The organism is bacterium, assembly GCA_021372515.1.
Classification (GTDB): Bacteria; Gemmatimonadota; Glassbacteria; order GWA2-58-10; family GWA2-58-10; genus JAJFUG01.
Map to the genome: position 1 here is coordinate 1 of JAJFUG010000196.1, position 18,978 is coordinate 18,978.

At 64.7% G+C, this 18,978-nt stretch carries 24 protein-coding genes and 1 pseudogene; 13 read left to right on the forward strand and 12 right to left on the reverse strand.

The genetic code is table 11. From position 1 onward, the window contains the following. Positions 1 to 267: 267 nt before the first annotated feature. The 5 genes from LLH00_17555 to LLH00_17575 all read right to left on the reverse strand — a co-directional run bounded on the left by LLH00_17555 (position 268) and on the right by LLH00_17575 (position 7,787). Positions 268 to 1,497 (reverse strand): M28 family metallopeptidase, encoded by a 1,230-nt coding sequence (locus tag LLH00_17555; GenBank protein ID MCE5273087.1) that lies wholly within the window; start codon positions 1,495 to 1,497, stop codon positions 268 to 270. Between the two features lie 65 nt (positions 1,498 to 1,562). Further along, positions 1,563 to 2,048 (reverse strand): DinB family protein, encoded by a 486-nt coding sequence (locus tag LLH00_17560; protein MCE5273088.1) that lies wholly within the window; start codon positions 2,046 to 2,048, stop codon positions 1,563 to 1,565. A gap of 18 nt (positions 2,049 to 2,066) precedes the next feature. Continuing rightward, positions 2,067 to 3,227, reverse strand: coding sequence for a family 10 glycosylhydrolase (locus tag LLH00_17565; GenBank protein ID MCE5273089.1), 1,161 nt, complete (start codon positions 3,225 to 3,227; stop codon positions 2,067 to 2,069). Between the two features lie 579 nt (positions 3,228 to 3,806). Beyond that, a complete protein-coding gene (locus LLH00_17570; protein MCE5273090.1) occupies positions 3,807 to 6,056 on the reverse strand; it encodes a heparinase II/III family protein in 2,250 nt (749 codons plus the stop codon). Between the two features lie 285 nt (positions 6,057 to 6,341). Further along, positions 6,342 to 7,787 carry an aminoacyl-histidine dipeptidase gene (locus LLH00_17575; GenBank protein ID MCE5273091.1) on the reverse strand — a complete coding sequence of 482 codons (1,446 nt, stop codon included), beginning with the start codon at positions 7,785 to 7,787 and terminating at the stop codon, positions 6,342 to 6,344. A 201-nt stretch (positions 7,788 to 7,988) separates the two neighbouring features. On the opposite strand from LLH00_17575, the gene LLH00_17580 reads away from it, so the two are divergent. The 10 genes and pseudogenes from LLH00_17580 to arsB all read left to right on the forward strand — a co-directional run bounded on the left by LLH00_17580 (position 7,989) and on the right by arsB (position 14,264). Next, positions 7,989 to 8,300, forward strand: coding sequence for a metalloregulator ArsR/SmtB family transcription factor (locus tag LLH00_17580; protein MCE5273092.1), 312 nt, complete (start codon positions 7,989 to 7,991; stop codon positions 8,298 to 8,300). Between the two features lie 16 nt (positions 8,301 to 8,316). Continuing rightward, the gene (locus LLH00_17585) at positions 8,317 to 9,618 is read left to right on the forward strand and encodes a permease (GenBank protein ID MCE5273093.1); all 1,302 of its coding nucleotides are present in this window, start codon (positions 8,317 to 8,319) and stop codon (positions 9,616 to 9,618) included. A 13-nt stretch (positions 9,619 to 9,631) separates the two neighbouring features. After that, positions 9,632 to 9,865, forward strand: coding sequence for a thioredoxin family protein (locus LLH00_17590; protein ID MCE5273094.1), 234 nt, complete (start codon positions 9,632 to 9,634; stop codon positions 9,863 to 9,865). A gap of 36 nt (positions 9,866 to 9,901) precedes the next feature. Then, complete coding sequence (locus LLH00_17595) at positions 9,902 to 10,300, forward strand: putative zinc-binding protein (protein ID MCE5273095.1); 399 nt, start codon at positions 9,902 to 9,904, stop codon at positions 10,298 to 10,300. Positions 10,301 to 10,329: 29 nt separating this feature from the next. Beyond that, positions 10,330 to 10,719 (forward strand): thioredoxin family protein, encoded by a 390-nt coding sequence (locus tag LLH00_17600; protein MCE5273096.1) that lies wholly within the window; start codon positions 10,330 to 10,332, stop codon positions 10,717 to 10,719. A gap of 15 nt (positions 10,720 to 10,734) precedes the next feature. Beyond that, a complete protein-coding gene (locus tag LLH00_17605) occupies positions 10,735 to 11,430 on the forward strand; it encodes a cytochrome c biogenesis protein CcdA (GenBank protein MCE5273097.1) in 696 nt (231 codons plus the stop codon). Between the two features lie 82 nt (positions 11,431 to 11,512). After that, a pseudogene (locus LLH00_17610) lies at positions 11,513 to 11,734 on the forward strand (metalloregulator ArsR/SmtB family transcription factor). Positions 11,735 to 11,872: 138 nt separating this feature from the next. Next, positions 11,873 to 12,286, forward strand: coding sequence for an arsenate reductase ArsC (locus LLH00_17615; GenBank protein ID MCE5273098.1), 414 nt, complete (start codon positions 11,873 to 11,875; stop codon positions 12,284 to 12,286). A gap of 30 nt (positions 12,287 to 12,316) precedes the next feature. Further along, on the forward strand, positions 12,317 to 13,162 hold the full coding sequence (gene arsM, locus LLH00_17620; protein ID MCE5273099.1) for an arsenite methyltransferase: 846 nt from the start codon (positions 12,317 to 12,319) through the stop codon (positions 13,160 to 13,162). 19 nt (positions 13,163 to 13,181) lie between these two features. Next, entirely contained in the window at positions 13,182 to 14,264 is a 1,083-nt protein-coding gene (arsB, locus tag LLH00_17625) for an ACR3 family arsenite efflux transporter (GenBank protein ID MCE5273100.1), read from the forward strand. A gap of 87 nt (positions 14,265 to 14,351) precedes the next feature. Here the strand turns inward: arsB and LLH00_17630 are convergent, their stop codons facing one another. Next, a complete protein-coding gene (locus LLH00_17630; GenBank protein ID MCE5273101.1) occupies positions 14,352 to 14,681 on the reverse strand; it encodes a 4a-hydroxytetrahydrobiopterin dehydratase in 330 nt (109 codons plus the stop codon). A gap of 244 nt (positions 14,682 to 14,925) precedes the next feature. Between LLH00_17630 and LLH00_17635 the strand changes: the two genes are divergently transcribed. The 3 genes from LLH00_17635 to LLH00_17645 are packed head-to-tail and all read left to right on the forward strand — an operon-like array spanning position 14,926 to position 16,298. Beyond that, a complete protein-coding gene (locus tag LLH00_17635) occupies positions 14,926 to 15,207 on the forward strand; it encodes a hypothetical protein (GenBank protein ID MCE5273102.1) in 282 nt (93 codons plus the stop codon). 45 nt (positions 15,208 to 15,252) lie between these two features. Beyond that, positions 15,253 to 15,741, forward strand: a complete 489-nt coding sequence (locus LLH00_17640) for a response regulator (protein ID MCE5273103.1) — start codon at positions 15,253 to 15,255, stop codon at positions 15,739 to 15,741. A 5-nt stretch (positions 15,742 to 15,746) separates the two neighbouring features. Next, positions 15,747 to 16,298, forward strand: a complete 552-nt coding sequence (locus tag LLH00_17645) for a hypothetical protein (GenBank protein MCE5273104.1) — start codon at positions 15,747 to 15,749, stop codon at positions 16,296 to 16,298. A gap of 31 nt (positions 16,299 to 16,329) precedes the next feature. Here LLH00_17645 and LLH00_17650 read toward each other — a convergent pair whose 3' ends face one another. The 6 genes from LLH00_17650 to LLH00_17675 are packed head-to-tail and all read right to left on the reverse strand — an operon-like array spanning position 16,330 to position 18,858. Continuing rightward, positions 16,330 to 16,725 carry a hypothetical protein gene (locus tag LLH00_17650; GenBank protein MCE5273105.1) on the reverse strand — a complete coding sequence of 132 codons (396 nt, stop codon included), beginning with the start codon at positions 16,723 to 16,725 and terminating at the stop codon, positions 16,330 to 16,332. Beyond that, entirely contained in the window at positions 16,722 to 17,114 is a 393-nt protein-coding gene (locus LLH00_17655; GenBank protein ID MCE5273106.1) for a hypothetical protein, read from the reverse strand. Before LLH00_17655 ends, LLH00_17650 begins: the two co-directional genes overlap by 4 nt. Positions 17,115 to 17,147: 33 nt before the next feature. Further along, positions 17,148 to 17,549 (reverse strand): hypothetical protein, encoded by a 402-nt coding sequence (locus LLH00_17660; GenBank protein ID MCE5273107.1) that lies wholly within the window; start codon positions 17,547 to 17,549, stop codon positions 17,148 to 17,150. A gap of 47 nt (positions 17,550 to 17,596) precedes the next feature. Then, positions 17,597 to 17,995: a hypothetical protein gene (locus LLH00_17665; protein MCE5273108.1), complete on the reverse strand. Its 399-nt coding sequence runs from the start codon at positions 17,993 to 17,995 to the stop codon at positions 17,597 to 17,599. Positions 17,996 to 18,025: 30 nt separating this feature from the next. Then, positions 18,026 to 18,457: a hypothetical protein gene (locus LLH00_17670; GenBank protein MCE5273109.1), complete on the reverse strand. Its 432-nt coding sequence runs from the start codon at positions 18,455 to 18,457 to the stop codon at positions 18,026 to 18,028. Between the two features lie 26 nt (positions 18,458 to 18,483). Next, positions 18,484 to 18,858 carry a hypothetical protein gene (locus LLH00_17675; protein ID MCE5273110.1) on the reverse strand — a complete coding sequence of 125 codons (375 nt, stop codon included), beginning with the start codon at positions 18,856 to 18,858 and terminating at the stop codon, positions 18,484 to 18,486. Positions 18,859 to 18,978: the final 120 nt, after the last annotated feature.

Below are 18,978 nucleotides of genomic sequence, written 5' to 3' on the forward strand. Positions count from 1 at the left end.
GCGTGTCGAGGCCCGAGGGCAACGGCGGGTTGTACTTTTCCTGGTGGCTGTAATCGAACGTGTCGGCCGGGGCGGCGGAGCCAGGCTCCGGCGCGGCTGCGGCCAAGCCATGCAATATGGCGCTCAGGACCAGGACAAGTACGCTCAGGCATCTCATGCGGGCGCTCCGGGTGACAGTGGGCAGTGCCGTGATCGCCCTCCAGTATAAACTCACAGCGGAACAAAATCAATAAAACAACGAACTATTTGGCATCGAACGGGCTACTCTCAGATGCTCTGTATCCGGGTCAGGTACTCCTGCATCAGGCGGAAGAAATTCTCCACGCAGTCGACAGGCACGGTCTCGGGCTTGTCCTCGGGACGGTGCCAGAGGTGGGTCAGCTCGTAGCCCGTGCTGTTGACATACAGCGCCCGCGCCCCGGTCTCCCGGAACGGGCTGCCGTCCAGCTCGAACCCGTCCGGCCCGGCCAGGCGCGGCGTTCCGGGCAGTTCGAGCTGCTGGTCGATTTTCTGGACCAGTTGCCAGAGTTCACTGTCGGAGGTGTAGATCTGGAAATCCGGGCCCCAGGTGGCCGAGTCGACATTGACCAGGAACCGGATGTTGTTGTAGCCGCCGCTGCGGCGCAGGACCTGGGCGTAATGCTCGGCCCCGGCCTTGCCGTACTCCTCGCCCGTGGTGGCCAGGAACGTGATCCCCCGCTCCAGCGGGGATTTCCTGGCCATGGCCTGGGCCAGCATCAGCATGGCGACCACCGAGGCCGTGTTGTCGTTGGCCCCGGGCGTGTTGTAGACCGTGTCCAGGTGGGCGATGAACAGTATCTCCTGGCCGCTGCGGCCGGGAAGGTGGCCCACCACGTTGAGGCACTCGGAGCCGCGTTCGAACTCCACGTCGTCCTTGAGGTACACCGGCAGGCCCTTTTCCAGCGCCTCGGCGGCCAGGGCGGAGTCCTGGCGGCCCAGGTTGAACACCGGCGCCCCGCCGAACTCCAGGCCGTAGCTGTACCAGGGCCGCGGCACGGCCTGCCCGTACTGGGAGAGCGCCAGGTAGGCGGCCACCTGGCCGCTGCGGCTGTCCACCAGGGCAAAAGGCGGCAGGCTGTCCACTCCGCTGCGCCGCAGCCGTCCGCGCAGGCCCTCCGGCCCGGTGCCCGAGGTGCCGTGGCCTGGGAAAGCCTCCACGCGCGTGCCGGCGATGGTAAGTTCCGGCTCGCCGGTGAGCTTCCAGCGCACGAACTCGAACGGGTCTTTCTCCACCACCGGCAGGCAGTCGCGCAGCTCGCGCTCCACGATGGCCGCCGCCTGGCGCATGGCCGGGCTGCCGATCGGACGGGGGCCGAGGTCGCAGATTTCCTCCAGACGCGATTCCAGGTAGCGGCGGCGCGCCTCCGGAGTATCGACCGGCGAGGCGGACACGCCGCCGCCGGACCCGCTGCAACCGGTCAGGGCCGCGCCAAGCGCGGCGGCCCCGGAAATTGAGACGAAATCTCTGCGACGCATGGCGGGGCCTCCCGTGATCTAATGGATTACACCGACAGCAGCCGTGCAATGTGGATTATCAGTTCTCACTTGCCCTGCAGACGGCGTGTCAGGCCGATCTGGCCTGCGTGGTAGCTCTCGTGGACCAGCATCATGCTGAGGAAAGTCCCCACGGTGGGAAGCTCCACCGGCCGGGCGATCGGGAACGGGTCGAGCACCCGGTCGACCTGGGCCGGGTCGAGTTCCCGAAGACGTGTTTGCATTTCCTCGCCGGTCTGTTTAATCCCGCTCACCAGCCGTTCCACAGGCAGGGCCTCTTTCGAGTCCGGGCCGAGCGCGGACGAGCCGCGCTGGTAGAGCTCCACCTCGGCCTGGTTCAGCACCGGCTTACCGCCCAGTGCTTCGAGCATCCGGCCGCGGTAGACCAGGATATGCCCCAGGTTCCAGTTGATACAGTTGCCGCCCGCCGTGCCCGGCGCGGCCAGGCTTTCGGCCTGGGTGAGGCCCTCGGTGTTGCGGTCCAGGTTCAGCTTGTTGTACTGAAGGGCGGCCAGCAGATACAGGTTGTACATCGTGCTCCTCCGTTGCTTTCAGCGTTTCTTTATTTCCAGCCCTGTCCGCCCGAAGGCCGGCGCCTCGGCCGGCTCGGACCAGACCTCGCGTTGCAGGACCGGCAGGATATCGCTCATGATACTCTTGGTGAGGGTGTAGAGGATCGCCCCGGAGCCGCCCAGCTCGCGCCCCAGCCGCACCTGGGCCACCTCGCCGGCGGGTGTGTCCTGGAATGCCCCCTGGCTGAACACCAGCGGTATCCTGCCCGCCACCCGGGCGGCCTCGTTGCGCGCGAACTGCTCGTAATGCTGCACGTTGTAGGGGCTGCCGCCGTAGTTCATGGGGGTGATGAAATCCAGCCAGCCCTCGCGCGCCCAGAGTCCCCAGTCCTGGCGGACAGACTCGTTGCGGTCGCTGTGGTCGTTGCACCAGACCGCAGCCGATATGACCAGGCCGGGGCGGGCTTTTTTGAGCAGCGGGCGCATCTCCTGGACAAACGAGCTGACCGTGCCGCAGAGGTAGTCCATGTACTGAGCAGCCAGGGGGCCGCCCGCCTGGACATCTTTGGGCCAGCTCTCAACCTTGTGCCCCAGGCTTTTCTCGAAAGCGGCGCGGCAGTGCCCGCAGTAGCAGTAGTCGCCCTCCGGCAGACGGATGTAGTCGTAGAGGATGCCGTCCAGCTGGTACTTGTCGGCCAGCTCGGTCAGCATGCGGCGCATCAGCTCGCGGTTTACCTCCTGGGAGGGGCAGAGGCTGTTGACCGTTTTGCCGTCCGGGCCGTGCACCAGGCGCTCCGGGTCGGTGCTGTCCGGGGCCAGGTACCACTCGATGGTCCAGGCGTGCACCTCGATCCCCTCGGCGTGGGCGGCGTCCGTGATCTCGTCCAGAAGGTCCGGGCTGAACAGGCATTGCGCGGGCGGCAGGGTGGGGACCACTTTCGAGGGATAACAAGCCCCCCGCGCGCTCACCACGTTGGGGAACACGGCGTTCACCCCCAGGGCCTTGAGCTTGGCGAACAGGCCGCGCCACATGCCGTTGGGAACCAGCGGGAATGTGCCGTATTTTTCGTTCGGGCTCAGCTCCATGTACACCCCGCGCAGCTCCTGGCGCGGCGCGGCGGCGGCGTTCTGCGCTGCGGCCGGAGTGACAGACACCAGCAGCATGGCCAGAAAGATCAGACTGCCGAGGACGGTTCGCATTGCCGTTCCCTCCTTTGCTGCCGTTTTTACACCAAACGACTTGAGAAGATACTAATCCGGTTGCCGGGCCTGGGTTGATGAATGGGCCCGGAGCACTATACCCGAAAGACATTATTGTTCTCTTGGTTACGGCCAAGAGAACCAGAAGCCATTGGGGGGCCGTAAACTCGCGCAGGCATTGTCTGACTTAATGCCAGCGGTGTGCACGGGAATTTTTCACGCTGCCTTCGGAGCAGGGCGGCGCTGCCGCGAATTGCCCGCCCTGCCATGTCACTTTGAATGGCTTCTGTGTGCGCAGGGCAATTGCTCCGCTCCCCAGGCAAGGCTCAAACATACGGCCCCCGAGCGGCCCGTCGGGCCGCGGGTGGACAAAGCGCAGCTTTACAGCTCCAACCATCAAGCTGTCGCGCACACCAAGTACAAGGGACGCACCCGCGTGCGCGCCCGGGTGGACGCGGGGTCCGCCCCTGCATCGGCTGGCGCCACCGGACGCCCACGGCATTCATTCGGGCCGACCGGCTTTTTGCTGTAGGGGCACGGCGTGCCGTGCCCCCGCGGTAAGCATGGCTCAGACCTCAGCTACCGCCGCAACTCGTAGCTCCCGGCCGGACCCTCGAAACAGAGAACTCCCGATTCCTCGCACACCACGGCCACCGGGATCAGCACCCGTCCGTCCAGGCGCACCTGCCAGGCGCCGGCGGCCAGGTCGGCGACCAGGACTTTCAGGTTGGCCTTGCCGCTGCCGCTCAGTTTGAAGCGCAACGTGCCGTCCAAACGCTCGCTGTCGCGGCTGAACAGGACCGCGCGTCCGGCCAGAGTTGCCCCTACCAGCGGCCCGGCCTCGATCCGCTCCGGTTTGTGAAGGTTGCTGTTGCCGGTGTCGGTAACCTGGAGCACGTTGAGGAAAAGGTCGGTGGCCTGGCCGGGCTGCGGCGAGACCTGCACCCGCCAGGCGCCCATCTCGTATTCCTCGGTATTATTCTCGGGCTGGCTGGCGAAATTGCGGCCGAACACCTCGAACTCATGGCCCGGCCCACCGACTTTTTCCACCGTGCGTCCGTCGGCTGCGGGCAGCAGGATGTCGTCGCACAGACGGCCGCTCCAGGTGCGCTGGGTCAGGTCGAAAGTCACCCGGCCGCCCTCGACCTTGGGCTCCTCCATCCCGTGCAGAAGCCAGTACTTGGCGAAACTGCTGTCACTGGCGGTGACCCGGTCGAACACAACCAGGGCCGCGGGCACGCGCTCGACCGCCCCAAGGTTGAGAAAGACGAACGAGCGCCGCACCTGGCGCACCTTGGGGCTGTAGGCCGCGGTGATATCGCCCTTGAGGTAGCTGAAATCCGGGCTCTGGGCACTCGGTCCGAACCAGTGCCCCAACACCTGGCCGGTACGGTAGTCACGGTCCAGGAAATCCTGCAGCGTGCCGGCCGAGCGCCAGAGGTTGGGGAAACGCTGCCCGCCGTCGTTCACTTTCTCCACGTTGCGGAAACCCGAGGTGATCCATTTTTCAGACGGGTCGTAGACCAGCAGGCTGTTGTGGGCGATGGTGCGCTTGTAGTAGTTGACGTTGTGCGGCCCCAGGTAGCCCCCGTCATCCCCCTCGTAGATCCCCGAGTCCACGGCCAGCGGCCCGCGGTAGTAAATCTGGAACGCCCCTGCGTCATGGTGCTGGTGGTTCAGGAAATTGTACTCGTTGACTTTCATCTCGCAGATCACCGGCTGGCCCTCCCAGCCGGTGCGGGCGTACATGAACCCGAACGGCGGGCCGCAGTAGCGGCTGAGCGGCAGCTCGGCGAGGCTCCAGGGCTTGAGCCGCGGGTCGAGCCAGAGCAGGATGAAAAGCTGGTCCATCGGGTAGTTGGCGTGCTTGAGCACCTCGAAGGGCCAGGGGCTCTTGAGGTAGTCGGCCAGGATGTAACCGTCGTTGTAGTAGCTGGCGCAGAGCAGCGCGGCCAGCTTGGGGGTCCAGATGAAATCGTCCCCGCCGGTGAGCAGGCGTCCGTCCGGACGGCGCATGTAGATCCACTGGTAGGGTACGAACTGCTGGGCCGGGTTGAACACGTTGCCCGCGCCCAGGCGGTCGAAAATCCAGAGCGGGTAGAGATCGCTGCCGAAACGCGTGTCGCCGTAGGGGGCGCCTTGGTGGTAGGCGCCGCCGGGGTAGAACCAGTCGCGCGCCGGGATGAAGTCGCGGAATATCTTGCCCGCGGCCTCGCGGTACATGTCGGGGTACTCGTCGTACACCGCCAGCCCGGCTGAAAGCAGGTCGCGGTTGACCATCCACTCGGCCAGGTGCCCGGTGAGCGAGCCCTCCTGGCGGATCGGGTAGCCGATCTCGAACAGCCCGGCCAGACGGATGAAATGGCCGACCAGCTCCTCCTTGTCCTCGCGGGTCAGCCAGGGGTAGCACCAGTCGTAGACCACGGCCCCGGCCAGCAGCATCCGTCCGATGGAGCGCTCCCCCATATCCATGTTCCAGGTGGTCTGTTCCAGGGTGTCGAGCGCCACGGCGATGGTGCGGCGGGCCAGGGCGGAATCGGGCGCAAGCAGGCAGCGCAGGGCGTCCACGATCATGCGGTTCTCGGCGTTGCGCTCACCCAGACGCTGGAGGTTCTCCCAGTAGGGCCTCAGCACCGGGTTCTCGACCCGGTGGCGAAGGTCCTCCAGGTCGCGCGTTCGCAGGAACAGGCGCGGGTGCTCCGCGGGCGGCACCGGGACACTGACCCCGTCCGGCAAGCTCATCCAGCGGGCGTCCACCGGCGAACCCGCGGCCAGGGGCAGGGCCATGCAGCAAACACAGGCAAGGGCCAGGGACAGGGCTTTTCGCATTGGGTTCTCCCGAGAGTTGGTTCGGAAAATGGATTTATTGGATAGATGTTCTACTCAAGCCTGTGTTTTGTCAACAACTCCCGCCCGCCTTCGGCGGACACCCCCTTTGTTAAGGGGGATTTTTGCGGCCCTTTTTTCGGGCTTACAGTGGCTTGGACGACTGATGGCCAGTCCCCCTTAAAAAAGGGGGAAACAGGGGGTTGTAGCGTTTACGCTTTCACCGTAGGGACGGCCACAGGGGGCCGCCCCTACAGATTATGATATCCCCGGAAACAGGCGACCCGTTCAGCCCCGGAACGACTTGAGAATGGCCAGGAGGAATTTCCAGACCTCGTCGATCGAGGGCACGTTGACCCGTTCCTCAGGGCAGTGCGGGTTCTGGATGGTCGGGCCGAGCGAGATCATGTCCATGCCGCTGTAACGCGCCCCCAGCACGGCGGTCTCCAGGCCGGCGTGGATCACCTCGACCTTGGCCTCCCGGCCGAACAGCCCGTGGTAGACCCGCTGGCAGCGAGCCAGCAGCGGGCTGTGCATGTCCGGCTGCCAGGCCGGGTAGCCGCTGCCGAATGTGACCTCGGCCCCGGCCAGACGGCAGATCGCCCCGACTTTGGTGCACAGGGCGGCCAGGCGCGAGGTGACCGAGCTGCGCTGGCTGTTCAGCACGTGCAGCGCGCCGTTTTCGATTCTAAGCGTGGCCATGTTGGTCGAGGTCTCGACCAGGCCCGGGATGTCGGAACTCATGCGGACCACCCCGTGGGGCAGGGCCAGAAGGAGGTCCACAGCTCGGCGGGTGCCGGCGACTGTGACCGCCTGCCCGGTGGCCGGGCCGGCCCCGGCAGCCTTGATCTCCACCGTATTCTCCACGGCGGCGTACTCGGCGCGCGCTGTCTTCTCGAACGCGGCGGCGAGTTTAACCGCATTTTCCAGTCCGGCTTTCGGGAGGGCCACGGTCGCGGAGGCATCCCGCGGGATCGCGTTGTGGGCGCTGCCGCCCTTGAGCGCGGTCAGGCGCAGCGGCAGCTCCGCGGCCAGGGCGTCCAGAAGCCGGGCCAGCAGCTTGTTGGCCGAGGCGCGCTGCTTGTGGATGTCCACGCCCGAGTGCCCGCCGCGCAGGCCGCCCACGGTAAGGTTCAGCGCCAGGCTGCCCGGCTCGACTGCCCCCAGCTCCAGCGGCAGGCGGATCGCGGTCTCCTGGCCGCCGGCGCAGCCCACGGTGAACACGCCCTCGTCCTCGCTGTCCAGGTTGAGCACGGTCCGTCCGCTCACAAACCCCGGCTCCAGACGGTTAGCGCCGGTCAGCCCCTGCTCTTCGTCCACCGTGAACAGCAGCTCCAGGCGCGGGTGCTCTTGTTTACCGGTCTCGTGCAGGGCCAGGGCCATGGCGATAGCGATACCGTTGTCCGCTCCCAGGGTGGTGCGGTCGGCGTGCAGCCAGTCGCCTTCGCGGATCACCCGGATCGGGTCGCGCGAGAAATCGTGCGGCGAGTCGGGGGTCTTTTCGCAGACCATGTCCATGTGGCCCTGAATCACCACCGTGGGAGCGCTCTCGAACCCCTCCCCGGCAGGCAGGACCATGACCACGTTGCCCAGGCTGTCGGCGCGGTGCTCCAGGCCGCGGGCGGCGGCCCAGTCGCACAGCCAGCGCGAGATTTTCTCCTCGTGCTTGCTGCAGCGCGGCACGGCGTCTATCTGTCCGAATATCTCGATTATCTTGTCGGTGTCCTGGCTCATTTCCCTCTCCATCCTGTTGAGATGCTTTAAGTTCGCCGCCCGGCGCCGCGGCGGCCGCGAATGCTTTAAAATGCTGCGGCCGGAGCGAATTGGCAAGGGCCGGAAACATGAAAGTCACACTCTGTCACCGGCGCTGAAAAAAAGCTTGCGCCGAGTTTGGTGTTTGGTTATTTTGCAAAATAACCAAACAAGGAGACGCCTGTGAGCGGATGCGACATTAAACGCTTTGAACAGCGGGCTGCCGTTTTCAAGGCCCTGGCCCACCCCACGCGCCTGTTCATCGTGGATGAACTGTCCCGCGGCGAACGCTGTGTCTGCGAGCTGACCGCGATGGTCGGAGCCGACATCTCGACTGTTTCCCGCCACCTGGCCGTTCTGCGTGAGGCCGGGATAATAGAGGATGACAAGCGGGGCCAGCAGGTGTTCTACGGCCTCAAGATGAAATGCGTGGCCGGCTTTTTCACCTGCGTTGAGAAAGCCGTGCGCGAGCGGGCCGCCGCGCTGAACGCTTGACTGAGGATGGATGAGGATGGACTGGAAAAGGCAATGGAAATCCATCGCCGGGATGCTGGCGGTATTCGCGGGGCTTTACTGGCTCCCCTTGGAGAGTCTGCATCTCAGGGGCCCCCTGGCTGAATCCGTGGCCCTGGCCCGTTGGTACGCCCGCGAGCATGTGCTGCTCTGTCTGGTCCCGGCCTTTTTCATCGCCGGGGCGATCGGGGTGTTTGTCAGCCAGAACTCGGTGATGAAATACCTGGGGCCGAATGTGAACAAGGCGCTGGCCTACAGTGTCGCCTCGATTGCGGGCACTGTGCTGGCGGTCTGCTCCTGTACGGTGCTGCCTCTTTTTGCGGGTATCTACAAGATGGGCGCGGGGCTCGGGCCGGCGACGGCTTTCCTGTACTCCGGCCCGGCGATAAATGTCCTGGCGATGATCCTGACCGCGCGTGTGCTGGGCCTGAGCCTCGGTGTCGCGCGGGTGGTTGGAGCGGTGGGTTTCAGCCTGATTCTCGGACTGGCCATGCATTTCATTTTCAGGCGCGAGGAGGCCGGGCGGGCCGCGGCTGCGGCTGTGCTGCCCGAGCCTGAGGCTGTACGTCCGCTCTGGCGGAGCGCCGTGTTTTTCGGTTCGATGGTGGCGGTGCTGGTGTTCGCCAACTGGGGCGCGGGCGGTGAGAACGCCGGTTTCTGGCATGCGGTCTACAGCCTCAAATGGTGGCTGACCGGTCTGGCCGCCCTGGCGCTGGCCGCATCGCTGGTCGCCTGGTACGGGCTCGGCCTCAGGCAGGCCGTTGTCGCCGGGCTGCCGGCTCTGGTCCTGTCTTTCTGGCCCGGGGTGCCGCCCACGGTCGCGTTCAGCGCCGGGACTCTCGGGCTGGCCGTGGCGGCCGGACGCAGCCGGGGCGAGCCGGCCGAGTGGCTGAGCGCAAGCTGGTCTTTCGCCCGTCAGATCCTCCCGCTCCTTTTCGCGGGAGTGCTGGTGGCCGGGTTCCTGCTCGGGCGGCCGGGCCAGGAGGGGATCATCCCCTCGGCCTGGATCGCTGGATCGCTGGGGGGAAATTCTCTCGGCGCTAACTTTGTCGCCTCAGTGGCCGGGGCGTTCATGTATTTCGCCACCCTGACCGAGGTGCCGATCCTGCAGGGCCTGCTCGGCAGCGGCATGGGGCAGGGACCGGCCCTGGCCCTTCTGCTGGCCGGACCAGCTTTGTCTCTTCCGAGCATGCTGGTCCTGCGCAGCATCATGGGGACCAGGAAAACAGTGGTGTTCGTGTCGCTGGTAGTCGTGCTGGCTACGTTCAGCGGCTGGTTGTACGGAGCTTTTTTCGCCTGAAGGAGACAAAAAAATGAAAAAGATACAAATCCTGGGCACGGGTTGCCCCAAGTGCCGGCAGCTTTACGAGGCCGCCGAGCGTGCAGCCGCCGAACTGGGGATTGAGTGCGAACTCGAAAAAGTGACGGACGTGAACGATATCCTGGCGTTCGGGGTGATGATGACTCCGGCGCTGGTGGTGGACGGAACGGTGAAAGTGGTCGGCAAGGTTCCCGCTCCGGATGAGATGAAACAATACCTTTCATGAGCAGTCTGAGCCGGAAGGTCCAGACAAGGAGAAAAAATGAAGCCCCGTCCAGGTTGCGGGTGCGGTAAGCTTGAGTACAATATCGTATTTGCCTGTTCCGGCGCGGCCGATGTCGGCCTGATTTCCGACCGCGCCGCCCGCTCGGTCGCGGCCCGCAAAGCCGCCTCCATGATCTGCATCGCCGCGGTGGGAGCGGGGATTGAGGAGATAATGGAGAAAGCGCGCGGCGCGAAGCGGGTCCTGGCCATTGACGGCTGCGACAAGGCCTGCGCGTTCAAGGTTTTGGAGAAAGCTGGCATCGAGGGATTCATTTCCATGCGGCTGGACACTCTGGGCCTGGAAAAAAGCAAAACCCCGGTGGACGAGGCCGTGGTGGAGAAAATGGCCGCACACGCCTGCGGGCTGCTGGCCGCCCCTCAATCCTGCTGCGCCTGAACCTTGTCTTTACCCTGACAGGAGCGAAAATGAGCAAAACCGCCAAGGCGATTATTCTCGCAGTTGTGCTCCTGGCCGTGGCCGGGGCGCTGGTCCTCAAGCAGCGCTCCGGCGCGGAGGGCGGCTCCGTGGCCCGGGACCTGCCCCGCCTGGTCGACCTGGGAGCGGACAAGTGCGTCCCCTGCCGCATGATGGCCCCGGTGCTGGAGGAACTGCGCACTGAGTGCCGGGGACGGCTCGATGTGGTGTTCATCGATGTCTGGAAGGACAGGGGCGCCGGGGAAAAGTACGGGATCAGCGTCATCCCGACCCAGGTCTTTTTTGACCCCGAGGGCCGCGAGCTGTTCCGGCACGAGGGCTTTATTTCAAAGGCGGACATCCTGGCCAAGTGGGCGGAGCTGGGATACAGTTTCAATTGATCGGCTGGAGAGCGGATGCAGGAACTGTTCACAACCCTGGGGCATGCGCTGGAAAGCACGCCAGCTCTTGCCCTGGCGGCCGCCGCCGTGTGGGGTGCGTTGAGCGTGGTGCTCAGCCCCTGCCACCTGGCGAGCATCCCGCTGATCGTGGGGTTCATCGACAGCCAGGGACGGATTTCCACGGTGCGCGCTTTTTTCATCTCCTCGCTCTTCGCACTCGGAATCCTGGTCACGATCGCCCTGATCGGCCTCCTGACCGCCGCCGGGGGACGGATGCTGGGCAACTTGGGGCCGGTGGGCGGCTATGCCGTGGCCGGGCTGTTCCTGCTGGCCGGCCTGTATCTGCTGGACGTGTTCGAGCTTCCGCTCTCCGGGCCGTCTCAGGTCTGGATCAGGCGGAAAGGTCCGCTGGCGGCGTTCCTCATGGGCGCGGTCTTCGGCCTGGCCCTGGGGCCCTGCACCTTCGCTTTCATGGCCCCGGTGCTGGGCGTGGCGTTCCACAGTGCCTCTGGTGATTTGCTGCGCGGAGTGTCCCTTCTGGCTGCCTACGGCGCCGGGCACTGCACGGTGATCGTCCTGGCCGGCACTTTCACCGGGGCGCTCCAGAAATACCTGGACTGGAACGAGCGCTCCGGCGGGGCGCTCTGGCTGCGACGGGCCTGCGGCGCGCTGGTGATCCTCGGAGGGGTCTGGCTCATCTATGCGGCCTGAGGACATTTCCTTGACAGGGGTGTTTTTTTTGTTAGTGTTATCTGTGTATATGCACAGATAAACAAATAAAACAGGAGGTTGGATGGAAAAGGCGGCGGCTGTGTTCCGCGCCCTGGGCGACCCGACCCGCCTGCGTATCGCGGTGATCCTGGCCGGGCGGGGTGAGACCTGTGTCTGCCACATCGCGGCGGCCCTGGAAGCGCCCGATTTCAAGATTTCCCGCCATCTGTCCGTGCTGCGGGCCGCCGGCCTGGTCTCCGCCCGGCGCGAGGGCACCTGGATGCACTACAGTTTCACTCCGCCCGCCGGAGCGTTGGGTGAGGACCTGCGCCGCCTGCTGACCGGCAGTCTTGCGGACAGCGAGGCCGCCCGGGCCGACCGGGGGCGGCTCACTGTCTCCTGCTGCAGCCCGGGTGGGGCAACATCAAGGAAACTCAGGCTGCTGTTCCTCTGCACGGGGAACTCCTGCCGCAGCCAGATGGCCGAGGGCTGGGCCCGGGCCTTGAAGGGTGATTCGATTGAGGCTTACTCGGCCGGGGTCGAGCGCCACGGACTCAACCCGGACGCCGTGGCCGTGATGCGCGAGGCCGGGGTGGACATCGCGGGCCAGCGTTCCAAGACCGTGGATGAACTTCCGCCCGTGGATTTCGACTACGTGGTCACGGTCTGCGACAACGCCCGCGAGAGCTGCCCCGTGTTTCCGGCCCGGGTGCGCACGCTGCACCGCAGTTTCGACGATCCGCCGCGGCTGGCCCGCGAGGCCGCAAGCCGCGAGGCGGCCCTGGACTGCTACCGACGCGTGCGGGATGAAATACGGGAATTCGTGCTGACTTTGCCCGAAAGCCTGGGCAACTGAAAACGGAACACATGGAAAAGGAGAACGAGAATGTCCGGATGCTGCGGCTCGAACCGCGAACAGAATGTGAGAACTCAGGTGCGGGAGCACTACGGCCAAATCGCCGAGGCCGGAGCAGGCCAGAGAGGCGGCTGCTGCGGAACCGAAGAGAGGGACAACGACTCGATCGCCCGCGCCATAGGCTACAGCGATACCGAATTGTCCAACCTGCCCGAGGGGGCCAACCTGGGGCTGTCCTGCGGCAACCCCACGGCCATCGCCTCGCTGCGTCCCGGCGAGGTGGTGCTCGACCTGGGCTCGGGCGGCGGGTTCGATGTTTTCATCGCGGCGAGTCGCGTCGGCGCTGCCGGCCGCGCGATCGGGGTGGACATGACCGCCGCCATGCTCGAGCGCGCCCGCGGCAACAGCGCCGCTTTCCACGCGCAAAGCGGCCTGGACAACGTGGAGTTCCGCCTGGGCGAGATCGAGCACCTGCCCGTGGCCGACAGCTCGGTGGATGTGGTCATCTCCAACTGCGTGATCAACCTGTCGCCGGACAAGCCGCAGGTCTGGCGCGAGATCGCCCGCGTGCTCCGCCCGGGAGGGCGGGTGGCGGTGAGCGACCTGGCCCTGCTCAAGCCCCTGCCCGAGGCGGTCCTGTCCAGCGTGCGCGCCCTGACCGGCTGTATCGCCGGCGCGGTGACAGTCGATGAGACGCGCCGCATGGCCCAGGCGGCCGGGCTGACCGATATCCTCCTCACTCCCAAGACCAAGTATGTGGACCAGACTCCCTGGGATGACCCGTTCTACGCGGATATCATCCGCAAGCTGCCCTCCGGCGCGAAGTTGTCGGATTACGTGACCAGCCTGGATGTGAGCGCGGTCAAACTGTCCTGATCGCTGCAGGAGAAGACAAATGAGTGATGAAGCCAGAGCCGGCTGTCCCGGTCCCGCCGGCCGGCTGTCGTTTCTCGACCGCTACCTGACGCTCTGGATCTTTCTGGCCATGCTGGCTGGGATCGGCCTGGGGGTCCTCTGGCCCTCACTGACCGCCTCCGTGGGCGCGATGCAGGCCGGGACAACCAACCTGCCCATCGCCGTGGGGCTTATCCTGATGATGTATCCGCCGCTGGCCAAGGTGCGCTACGAGGAACTGGGGGATGTGTTCCGCAACGGTCGGGTGCTGGGGCTGTCGCTCGTGCAGAACTGGCTGATCGGCCCGGTGCTGATGTTCGCCCTGGCGGTCGTTTTCCTGCATGGCCGTCCGGAATACATGACCGGTCTGATCCTGATCGGGCTGGCCCGCTGTATCGCCATGGTTATAGTCTGGAACGAGCTGGCTGGCGGAGACACGGAATACTGCGCCGGCCTGGTGGCGTTCAACAGCCTGTTCCAGGTGCTGTTCTACAGCCTCTACGCCTGGTTTTTCATCACTGTCCTGCCGCCGTATTTTGGCCTGGCGGGAAGCGTGGTGGATGTCACGATTGGCCAGATCGCCAGGAGCGTGTTCATCTACCTGGGCCTGCCGTTCATCGCCGGGGTGCTGACCCGGGTGCTCCTTATCCGGATCAAGGGACGCCCGTGGTACGAGCGCGAGTTCATTCCCCGGATCAGCCCGCTCACCCTGGCCGCCCTTCTGTTCACCATCGTGGTGATGTTCAGCCTCAAGGGGAAGCTCATCGTGAGCCTCCCGCTGGATGTGCTGCGGATCGCGGCGCCTTTGCTGGTCTATTTCGTGCTTATGTTCCTGGTCAGTTTCTGGCTCGGCCGCAGGGCCGGGGCAGGCTACAGCCGGAGCGCCACGCTCAGTTTCACCGCGGCGAGCAATAATTTCGAGCTGGCCATCGCCGTGGCCGTGGCTGTGTTCGGCATCGACTCCGGCGCGGCGTTCGCCGCGGTGATAGGGCCCCTGGTGGAGGTGCCGGCGCTGATCGGCCTGGTAAATGTTTCGCTCCGGCTCAGAAGGCGCTGGTTCGGCGAGGACCAGGCCACGGCTTGAAGGATTCACTGCGGCTTATAATCAAGTCTCATGCAACGGGGCGCTCCACGCGGAGCGCCCCGTTTTTGTCTTGCTGCGGAGCCGGTCTCACTCCAGCGCGTCGATTTTGGCCGCCAGGATGAAATCGTTCTCGCTCAGCCCTCCGACGGCGTGGGTGCTCAGTTCCACTGTCACCCGGTTGTAGCTCCAGCTCAGGTCGGGGTGGTGGCCCTCGGACTCGGCCAGGGCCGCCACCCGGTCCACCCAGGCCCAGGCAGCGGCGAAAGTCTTGAAACGGTACTGCCGCCGCAGCCTCAGGTTCGATTCCAACTCCCAGCCGGGCGTCTGCGCGGCCAGCTCACGCGCGGCGGCCTCGCTCAGCACCGGGGTGTCTCCACGGCAGGCGCTGCAGCGGCGCGCGGAAAGCGGTGCGTCCATAACCCATCTCCTTCCGGATATAAGCTTTCAACACAGTCGGGGGGCTTCGGCCGCCCCGGCCCGCGCGTATCGTTCGCAAGGATCACTCTTTATAATAGGGCCCCGCGTCCGGCGGGTCAAATCCCGCCCCAAGCCGCGCTCCACCAGCGCCGGAGAGGCTCTATTGACCCTTCAGCCGGGCTGGTCTATATTTAAACAGTCTCAACCCCCGCGGTTTTTTGACAATCCAGGCAAGGAGCCGCCGGTGGTCCAGAGTTTCTTGCAGTTCGTGCGCAGCGTGGACTGGAGCGGGTACCACATCTCCGTATTTGAGGTGTTGCTCGTGGTGTTCGCGCTGCTCAAGCGGTTCAACGTGCTGTCCCTGCTGATCCTGGGGATCGTGCTGGGCCGGGGGTTTGTCGAGGTCCAGCGCAACACCGATTTTGCCGCGGGCTGGGCTGCGCGCACGCCGTTTCTCGTGTACACGTTCTGTGCGGCTGTATTCTTCATCTACGCTCTGCTGAAACTGTTCACCCGGGAGCACTGAGGCAGCCCGCCCCGGGCGCGGGGCCTGACGACCAGGGGATGGGCTTTGGCCAGACCGACAGTGTTGATCATCGATGACAGCCGCGAGGAGATCAACCTTTGCGAGTTCATCCTCAACTCCGTCTGCCGGGTGATCGGCGCGGTGACCGGCGGAGAGGGGCTGCGCCTGGCCGCGCGCGAGGACCCGGACCTGATCCTGGTGGACCAGCGCCTGGGCCGTCGCGACGGGTTCGAGGTCTGCCGCCGTCTGATCGGCGACGAGGCCACGCGGTACATCCCGATCGTGATACTGGGTTCCGCCACGGATGAGCAGGGCCAAAGCCAGGCCGCCAGCCTGGGCTTGGTGGACTACATCGCCAAGCCGCTCATCCCGGCTTATTTCAGCAAGCGGGTCCAGACCATCCTGGAGCGCTACGCCGGCCGGATCAACCGCTGCACGAGTTGCCTGCACCCAATGCAGAAAGACTGGAAATTCTGCCCGTACGACGGCGCCCCGCTGCCGCCGCTCCCCGAAAAGAAACCCCGAGAAAACTGAGTGCGATGAGCCAGATCAGGTTGCAGATGCGCTGCCCGTCCTGCGGAGTGCCCAACCGGCTGCGCCTTCCGGCCGGCAAGCGGCTGCGCGTGCGTTGCGGCAAGTGCGGCAACCCGCTGCCCGTGGGTCGGGGCCGCCTTCTGCGGGCCTGGCTCGCCAGCCGGGCGCGCTGGCTGTTCACTGACGGCCTTCCGCTGGGCCTGCTGGCCGCGGTGGAACTGGTGATCAAGGTGCTGGGGCTGCTGCTGTTCCCGCTGGTCTGGGGCTGGAGGCGGCTGAGCGACCGGGGCCGCCAGCGCTTTCTGTTAGGCGTGATTGTCCTTCTGGGTCTGGCCTACCTGTACGAGGAGGGGGCGGACAAGCTGGGCGACCTGCTCAACCTGGGGGCGATATTCTTTGCGGTGAGCGTGGCGATGCTGCTGTTCGTGCGGGGGCCGCGCGAGCTTCTCGACCGTCTGCGCCGGGTTTCGGCGCGCACGTTCCATACCTGCGGGCGCTGCGGGCAGCGCTATTTCGGCTGGCTCAAGAGCTGCCCCAAGTGCGGGCGGGCGCGGTAGGAGGGGTGATAGCGCTCGATCGATTAACGGGTCAACTGCTCCCGACGAGCCAGTAAATCATAAACAACCCGCCCACAATGATCCCTATCCCCATGATCGCGCCGCCCACGCCTTTGGTGATTTCATCCGAAACCGAGCGCAGCAATTCGATCTTGCGTATCCCGGGTACCGGAATCACGCGCATTGCCGACTTGACTTTGAGGGTCAGATTCTGCCTGTCGACCGAGACCAGCAAGCCCTTGACTTTCTTGCCGTCCTGCCCTGTCACCTGGACAGTCTTTCCCAGATAGTCCTGCAGCAGCATCTGGCAGCGCAGATCATCCGGGCTCAGCGCCCGGGGCGTGTCCTCCTCGGCGCGGAGCTGTCCCGGCAGGGCGCAGATCGCGACGCCCGCCAGAAACACGATCAAGCCCAAAAGTCTGTTCATGCCGCCCGGGCCCCCAGATAGATTACGAGTATAAGGAATCCCATCGCCCCGGCGATGGCGGCGCCCGGCCAGCTCGATTCTTTCTTGAGCGCCCGGATGCTCTGAATATCCCGCCAGGGAGCGAACAGACGGTTGCTCTCCTCGATGTGCCCGCCGTGCCAGACGTAGTTATCGAGCGCCATGCCGCTGTCGGTGACCGTGGCCCGGCCCTTGAACTCGGTCCCGTCCACCAGGTGCACCTCGAAACGGTTGTGCTTGAGCGAGCGCAGCAGGGTGAGATAGGCGCTGTCCGGCCGCTCGCCGAAGAACGAGGGCACAGCGGGCGCGGTACTCTCCTGGGCCAGGAGCGGGGAAGCCAGCAACACCATTATTACAAGCAAGCGTAACATATAAGGGCCTTTTCGGAATATTGGTTCGTATCTTCAGGTCTTGGGCATAAAGCAACCGAGTAACACAAGGCCGAAAAAGAGCGCCCCGAAGAATAAAACCCCGGGATAACGAATCCCTCCCCGATCAAAATCGAGCCGCTCGATTTTACTCCAGGGAAGGAAAACGTTCTGGTCGTACGTGTTGGGAGTCAGGCTGTTTTCGTCATTTTTGACACGCAGCACCAATCCGCTGTCTGTGGCCGTGGCCCGGCCGTGCAGCTCGGTCCCGTCCACCAGGCGCACCGCGACACGTTCATCCCTGAGCGGGCGCAGCCGCTCGATCTGCGTGCTGTCCGGCCGTCCGCCCAGCCAGGGCGGGGCGGCCAGAAGGCCCGGGCCCGGGGCCGCGGCCCAGCTCAGAGCCAGCACGGCGAGAACGGCTACCGTAAACCGCATGGCACCTCTGCCCTTTCAGTCGGAGCGGCTTGACCGTCGACACGGCGTCAATCGGTCCATTTCGGGACCCAGATGAGACAAAAAGTGACCGCGAAAGCGGCGGCCAGCAGGACGGCCGGCCAGCGCGAGGATTTTTTCAGCGGCCGGAGGCTGCCGATCTCGCTCCAGAAGAAGAAATACGTCGTGTCCATGCGCTGGCTCGCGTTCTGCCAGTATTGGTCTTCCAGCACCAGGCCGCTGTCTGTGGCCGTGGCCCGGCCCTGCAGCCTGGTCCCATCCAGCAGGCGGATTTCGATAGGCTTATTCCCGAGCGCGCGCAGCCGCTCGATCTGCGTGCTGTCGGGCCGGCCGCCCAGCCAAGGCGGGGCGGCCAGCAGACCCGGGGCCGGGAGCGGGACCAGAACGAGCATGAAAGACAGAATGACACCGCCGCGGATCATCGCCATAGCGCATCTTTTCTAAAAGCCTTGTTGTTCTTAACTCGTTGGTATGCAAAGCCTGACTATCAACAGTGCCGCACCCACAACCGCGCCGAAATAAATCCAGGGCCACGGGGTGTCGTGGTGGTAGAGTTCTATGGATGCAACCTGCCGCCACGGGATAAAATCAGCCCGTTTTGTTTTTTTTGTCAGGCCATTCTTGAAATAAGTCTCTGAAAGCACAAGCCCGCTATCCGTTTCAGTGTAAACACCGCTATGCAACCCGCCATCCTTCAGCCGGACTTTTAGTTTTTTTCCCTCCAGGGCGTGCAGCAATTGGAGATAAAGGCTGTCCGGCTTTAGCGCACCGGCTTCTGCGGCTGCATCGGTCCCGGCGCTTTCAGCCCGAAGAAGACAAGGCGGCGGACACAACCCTGAGATCAGCAGAATGATACAAAAGACAGTCTGTTTATATCTGTGTGCGGTCATAGACGTCTTGTCTGGTTGATTTACTATTATGTCGCTATCCGCAAAAACAACGCTGTACCAAGAAGCGCAGCTGCGATAATAAGGACTAGGTTCCCGGCTTGCGCCCCCTGGCTCTCTCCGGCTCCGGGCCAGTTTATCTTTTTGATCTGGTTGAATGGGATGCGCCTGTTATCCTCTGCGCTGCCGATAAAGAGGCTGACACTGTCCATCCGCGCCACCCGCCCGCGGACCGCCTGCCCATCCAGAGTCAGGACTGTAATGTCCTTGTCGACAAGGTTTTTCAGCAGAGTCCGGTAGTCGGAGCTACGGCTGCCGAGCGGGCCGGCGGCTGTCTCCTGGGCCGGGCACACCACGGCCGTGAGCGCCAGAGTCAGCAGAACGGCACACAGTATCCGGCCCAAGTTTGCTCCGGGTGGCATTATTGTGAGTAGGTGGAAAAACTCTCTTAGCGTGGCAGGGAAAGTCTAACACCGCCGGGCGGGTCAATCAAGAAAATACTTACTCTGTCAGGGCCACGGGCA

Coding starts and splice junctions, on each gene's coding strand:
- LLH00_17555 (MCE5273087.1), bottom strand. CDS start 1,497: ATGCGTCGCAGAGATTTCGTCTCAATTTCCGGGGCCGCCGCGCTTGGC.
- LLH00_17560 (MCE5273088.1), bottom strand. CDS start 2,048: ATGTACAACCTGTATCTGCTGGCCGCCCTTCAGTACAACAAGCTGAAC.
- LLH00_17565 (MCE5273089.1), bottom strand. CDS start 3,227: ATGCGAACCGTCCTCGGCAGTCTGATCTTTCTGGCCATGCTGCTGGTG.
- LLH00_17570 (MCE5273090.1), bottom strand. CDS start 6,056: ATGCGAAAAGCCCTGTCCCTGGCCCTTGCCTGTGTTTGCTGCATGGCC.
- LLH00_17575 (MCE5273091.1), bottom strand. CDS start 7,787: ATGAGCCAGGACACCGACAAGATAATCGAGATATTCGGACAGATAGAC.
- LLH00_17585 (MCE5273093.1), top strand. CDS start 8,317: ATGGACTGGAAAAGGCAATGGAAATCCATCGCCGGGATGCTGGCGGTA.
- LLH00_17590 (MCE5273094.1), top strand. CDS start 9,632: ATGAAAAAGATACAAATCCTGGGCACGGGTTGCCCCAAGTGCCGGCAG.
- LLH00_17595 (MCE5273095.1), top strand. CDS start 9,902: ATGAAGCCCCGTCCAGGTTGCGGGTGCGGTAAGCTTGAGTACAATATC.
- LLH00_17600 (MCE5273096.1), top strand. CDS start 10,330: ATGAGCAAAACCGCCAAGGCGATTATTCTCGCAGTTGTGCTCCTGGCC.
- LLH00_17605 (MCE5273097.1), top strand. CDS start 10,735: ATGCAGGAACTGTTCACAACCCTGGGGCATGCGCTGGAAAGCACGCCA.
- arsM (MCE5273099.1), top strand. CDS start 12,317: ATGTCCGGATGCTGCGGCTCGAACCGCGAACAGAATGTGAGAACTCAG.
- arsB (MCE5273100.1), top strand. CDS start 13,182: ATGAGTGATGAAGCCAGAGCCGGCTGTCCCGGTCCCGCCGGCCGGCTG.
- LLH00_17630 (MCE5273101.1), bottom strand. CDS start 14,681: ATGGACGCACCGCTTTCCGCGCGCCGCTGCAGCGCCTGCCGTGGAGAC.
- LLH00_17645 (MCE5273104.1), top strand. CDS start 15,747: ATGAGCCAGATCAGGTTGCAGATGCGCTGCCCGTCCTGCGGAGTGCCC.
- LLH00_17650 (MCE5273105.1), bottom strand. CDS start 16,725: ATGAACAGACTTTTGGGCTTGATCGTGTTTCTGGCGGGCGTCGCGATC.
- LLH00_17655 (MCE5273106.1), bottom strand. CDS start 17,114: ATGTTACGCTTGCTTGTAATAATGGTGTTGCTGGCTTCCCCGCTCCTG.
- LLH00_17660 (MCE5273107.1), bottom strand. CDS start 17,549: ATGCGGTTTACGGTAGCCGTTCTCGCCGTGCTGGCTCTGAGCTGGGCC.
- LLH00_17665 (MCE5273108.1), bottom strand. CDS start 17,995: ATGGCGATGATCCGCGGCGGTGTCATTCTGTCTTTCATGCTCGTTCTG.
- LLH00_17670 (MCE5273109.1), bottom strand. CDS start 18,457: ATGACCGCACACAGATATAAACAGACTGTCTTTTGTATCATTCTGCTG.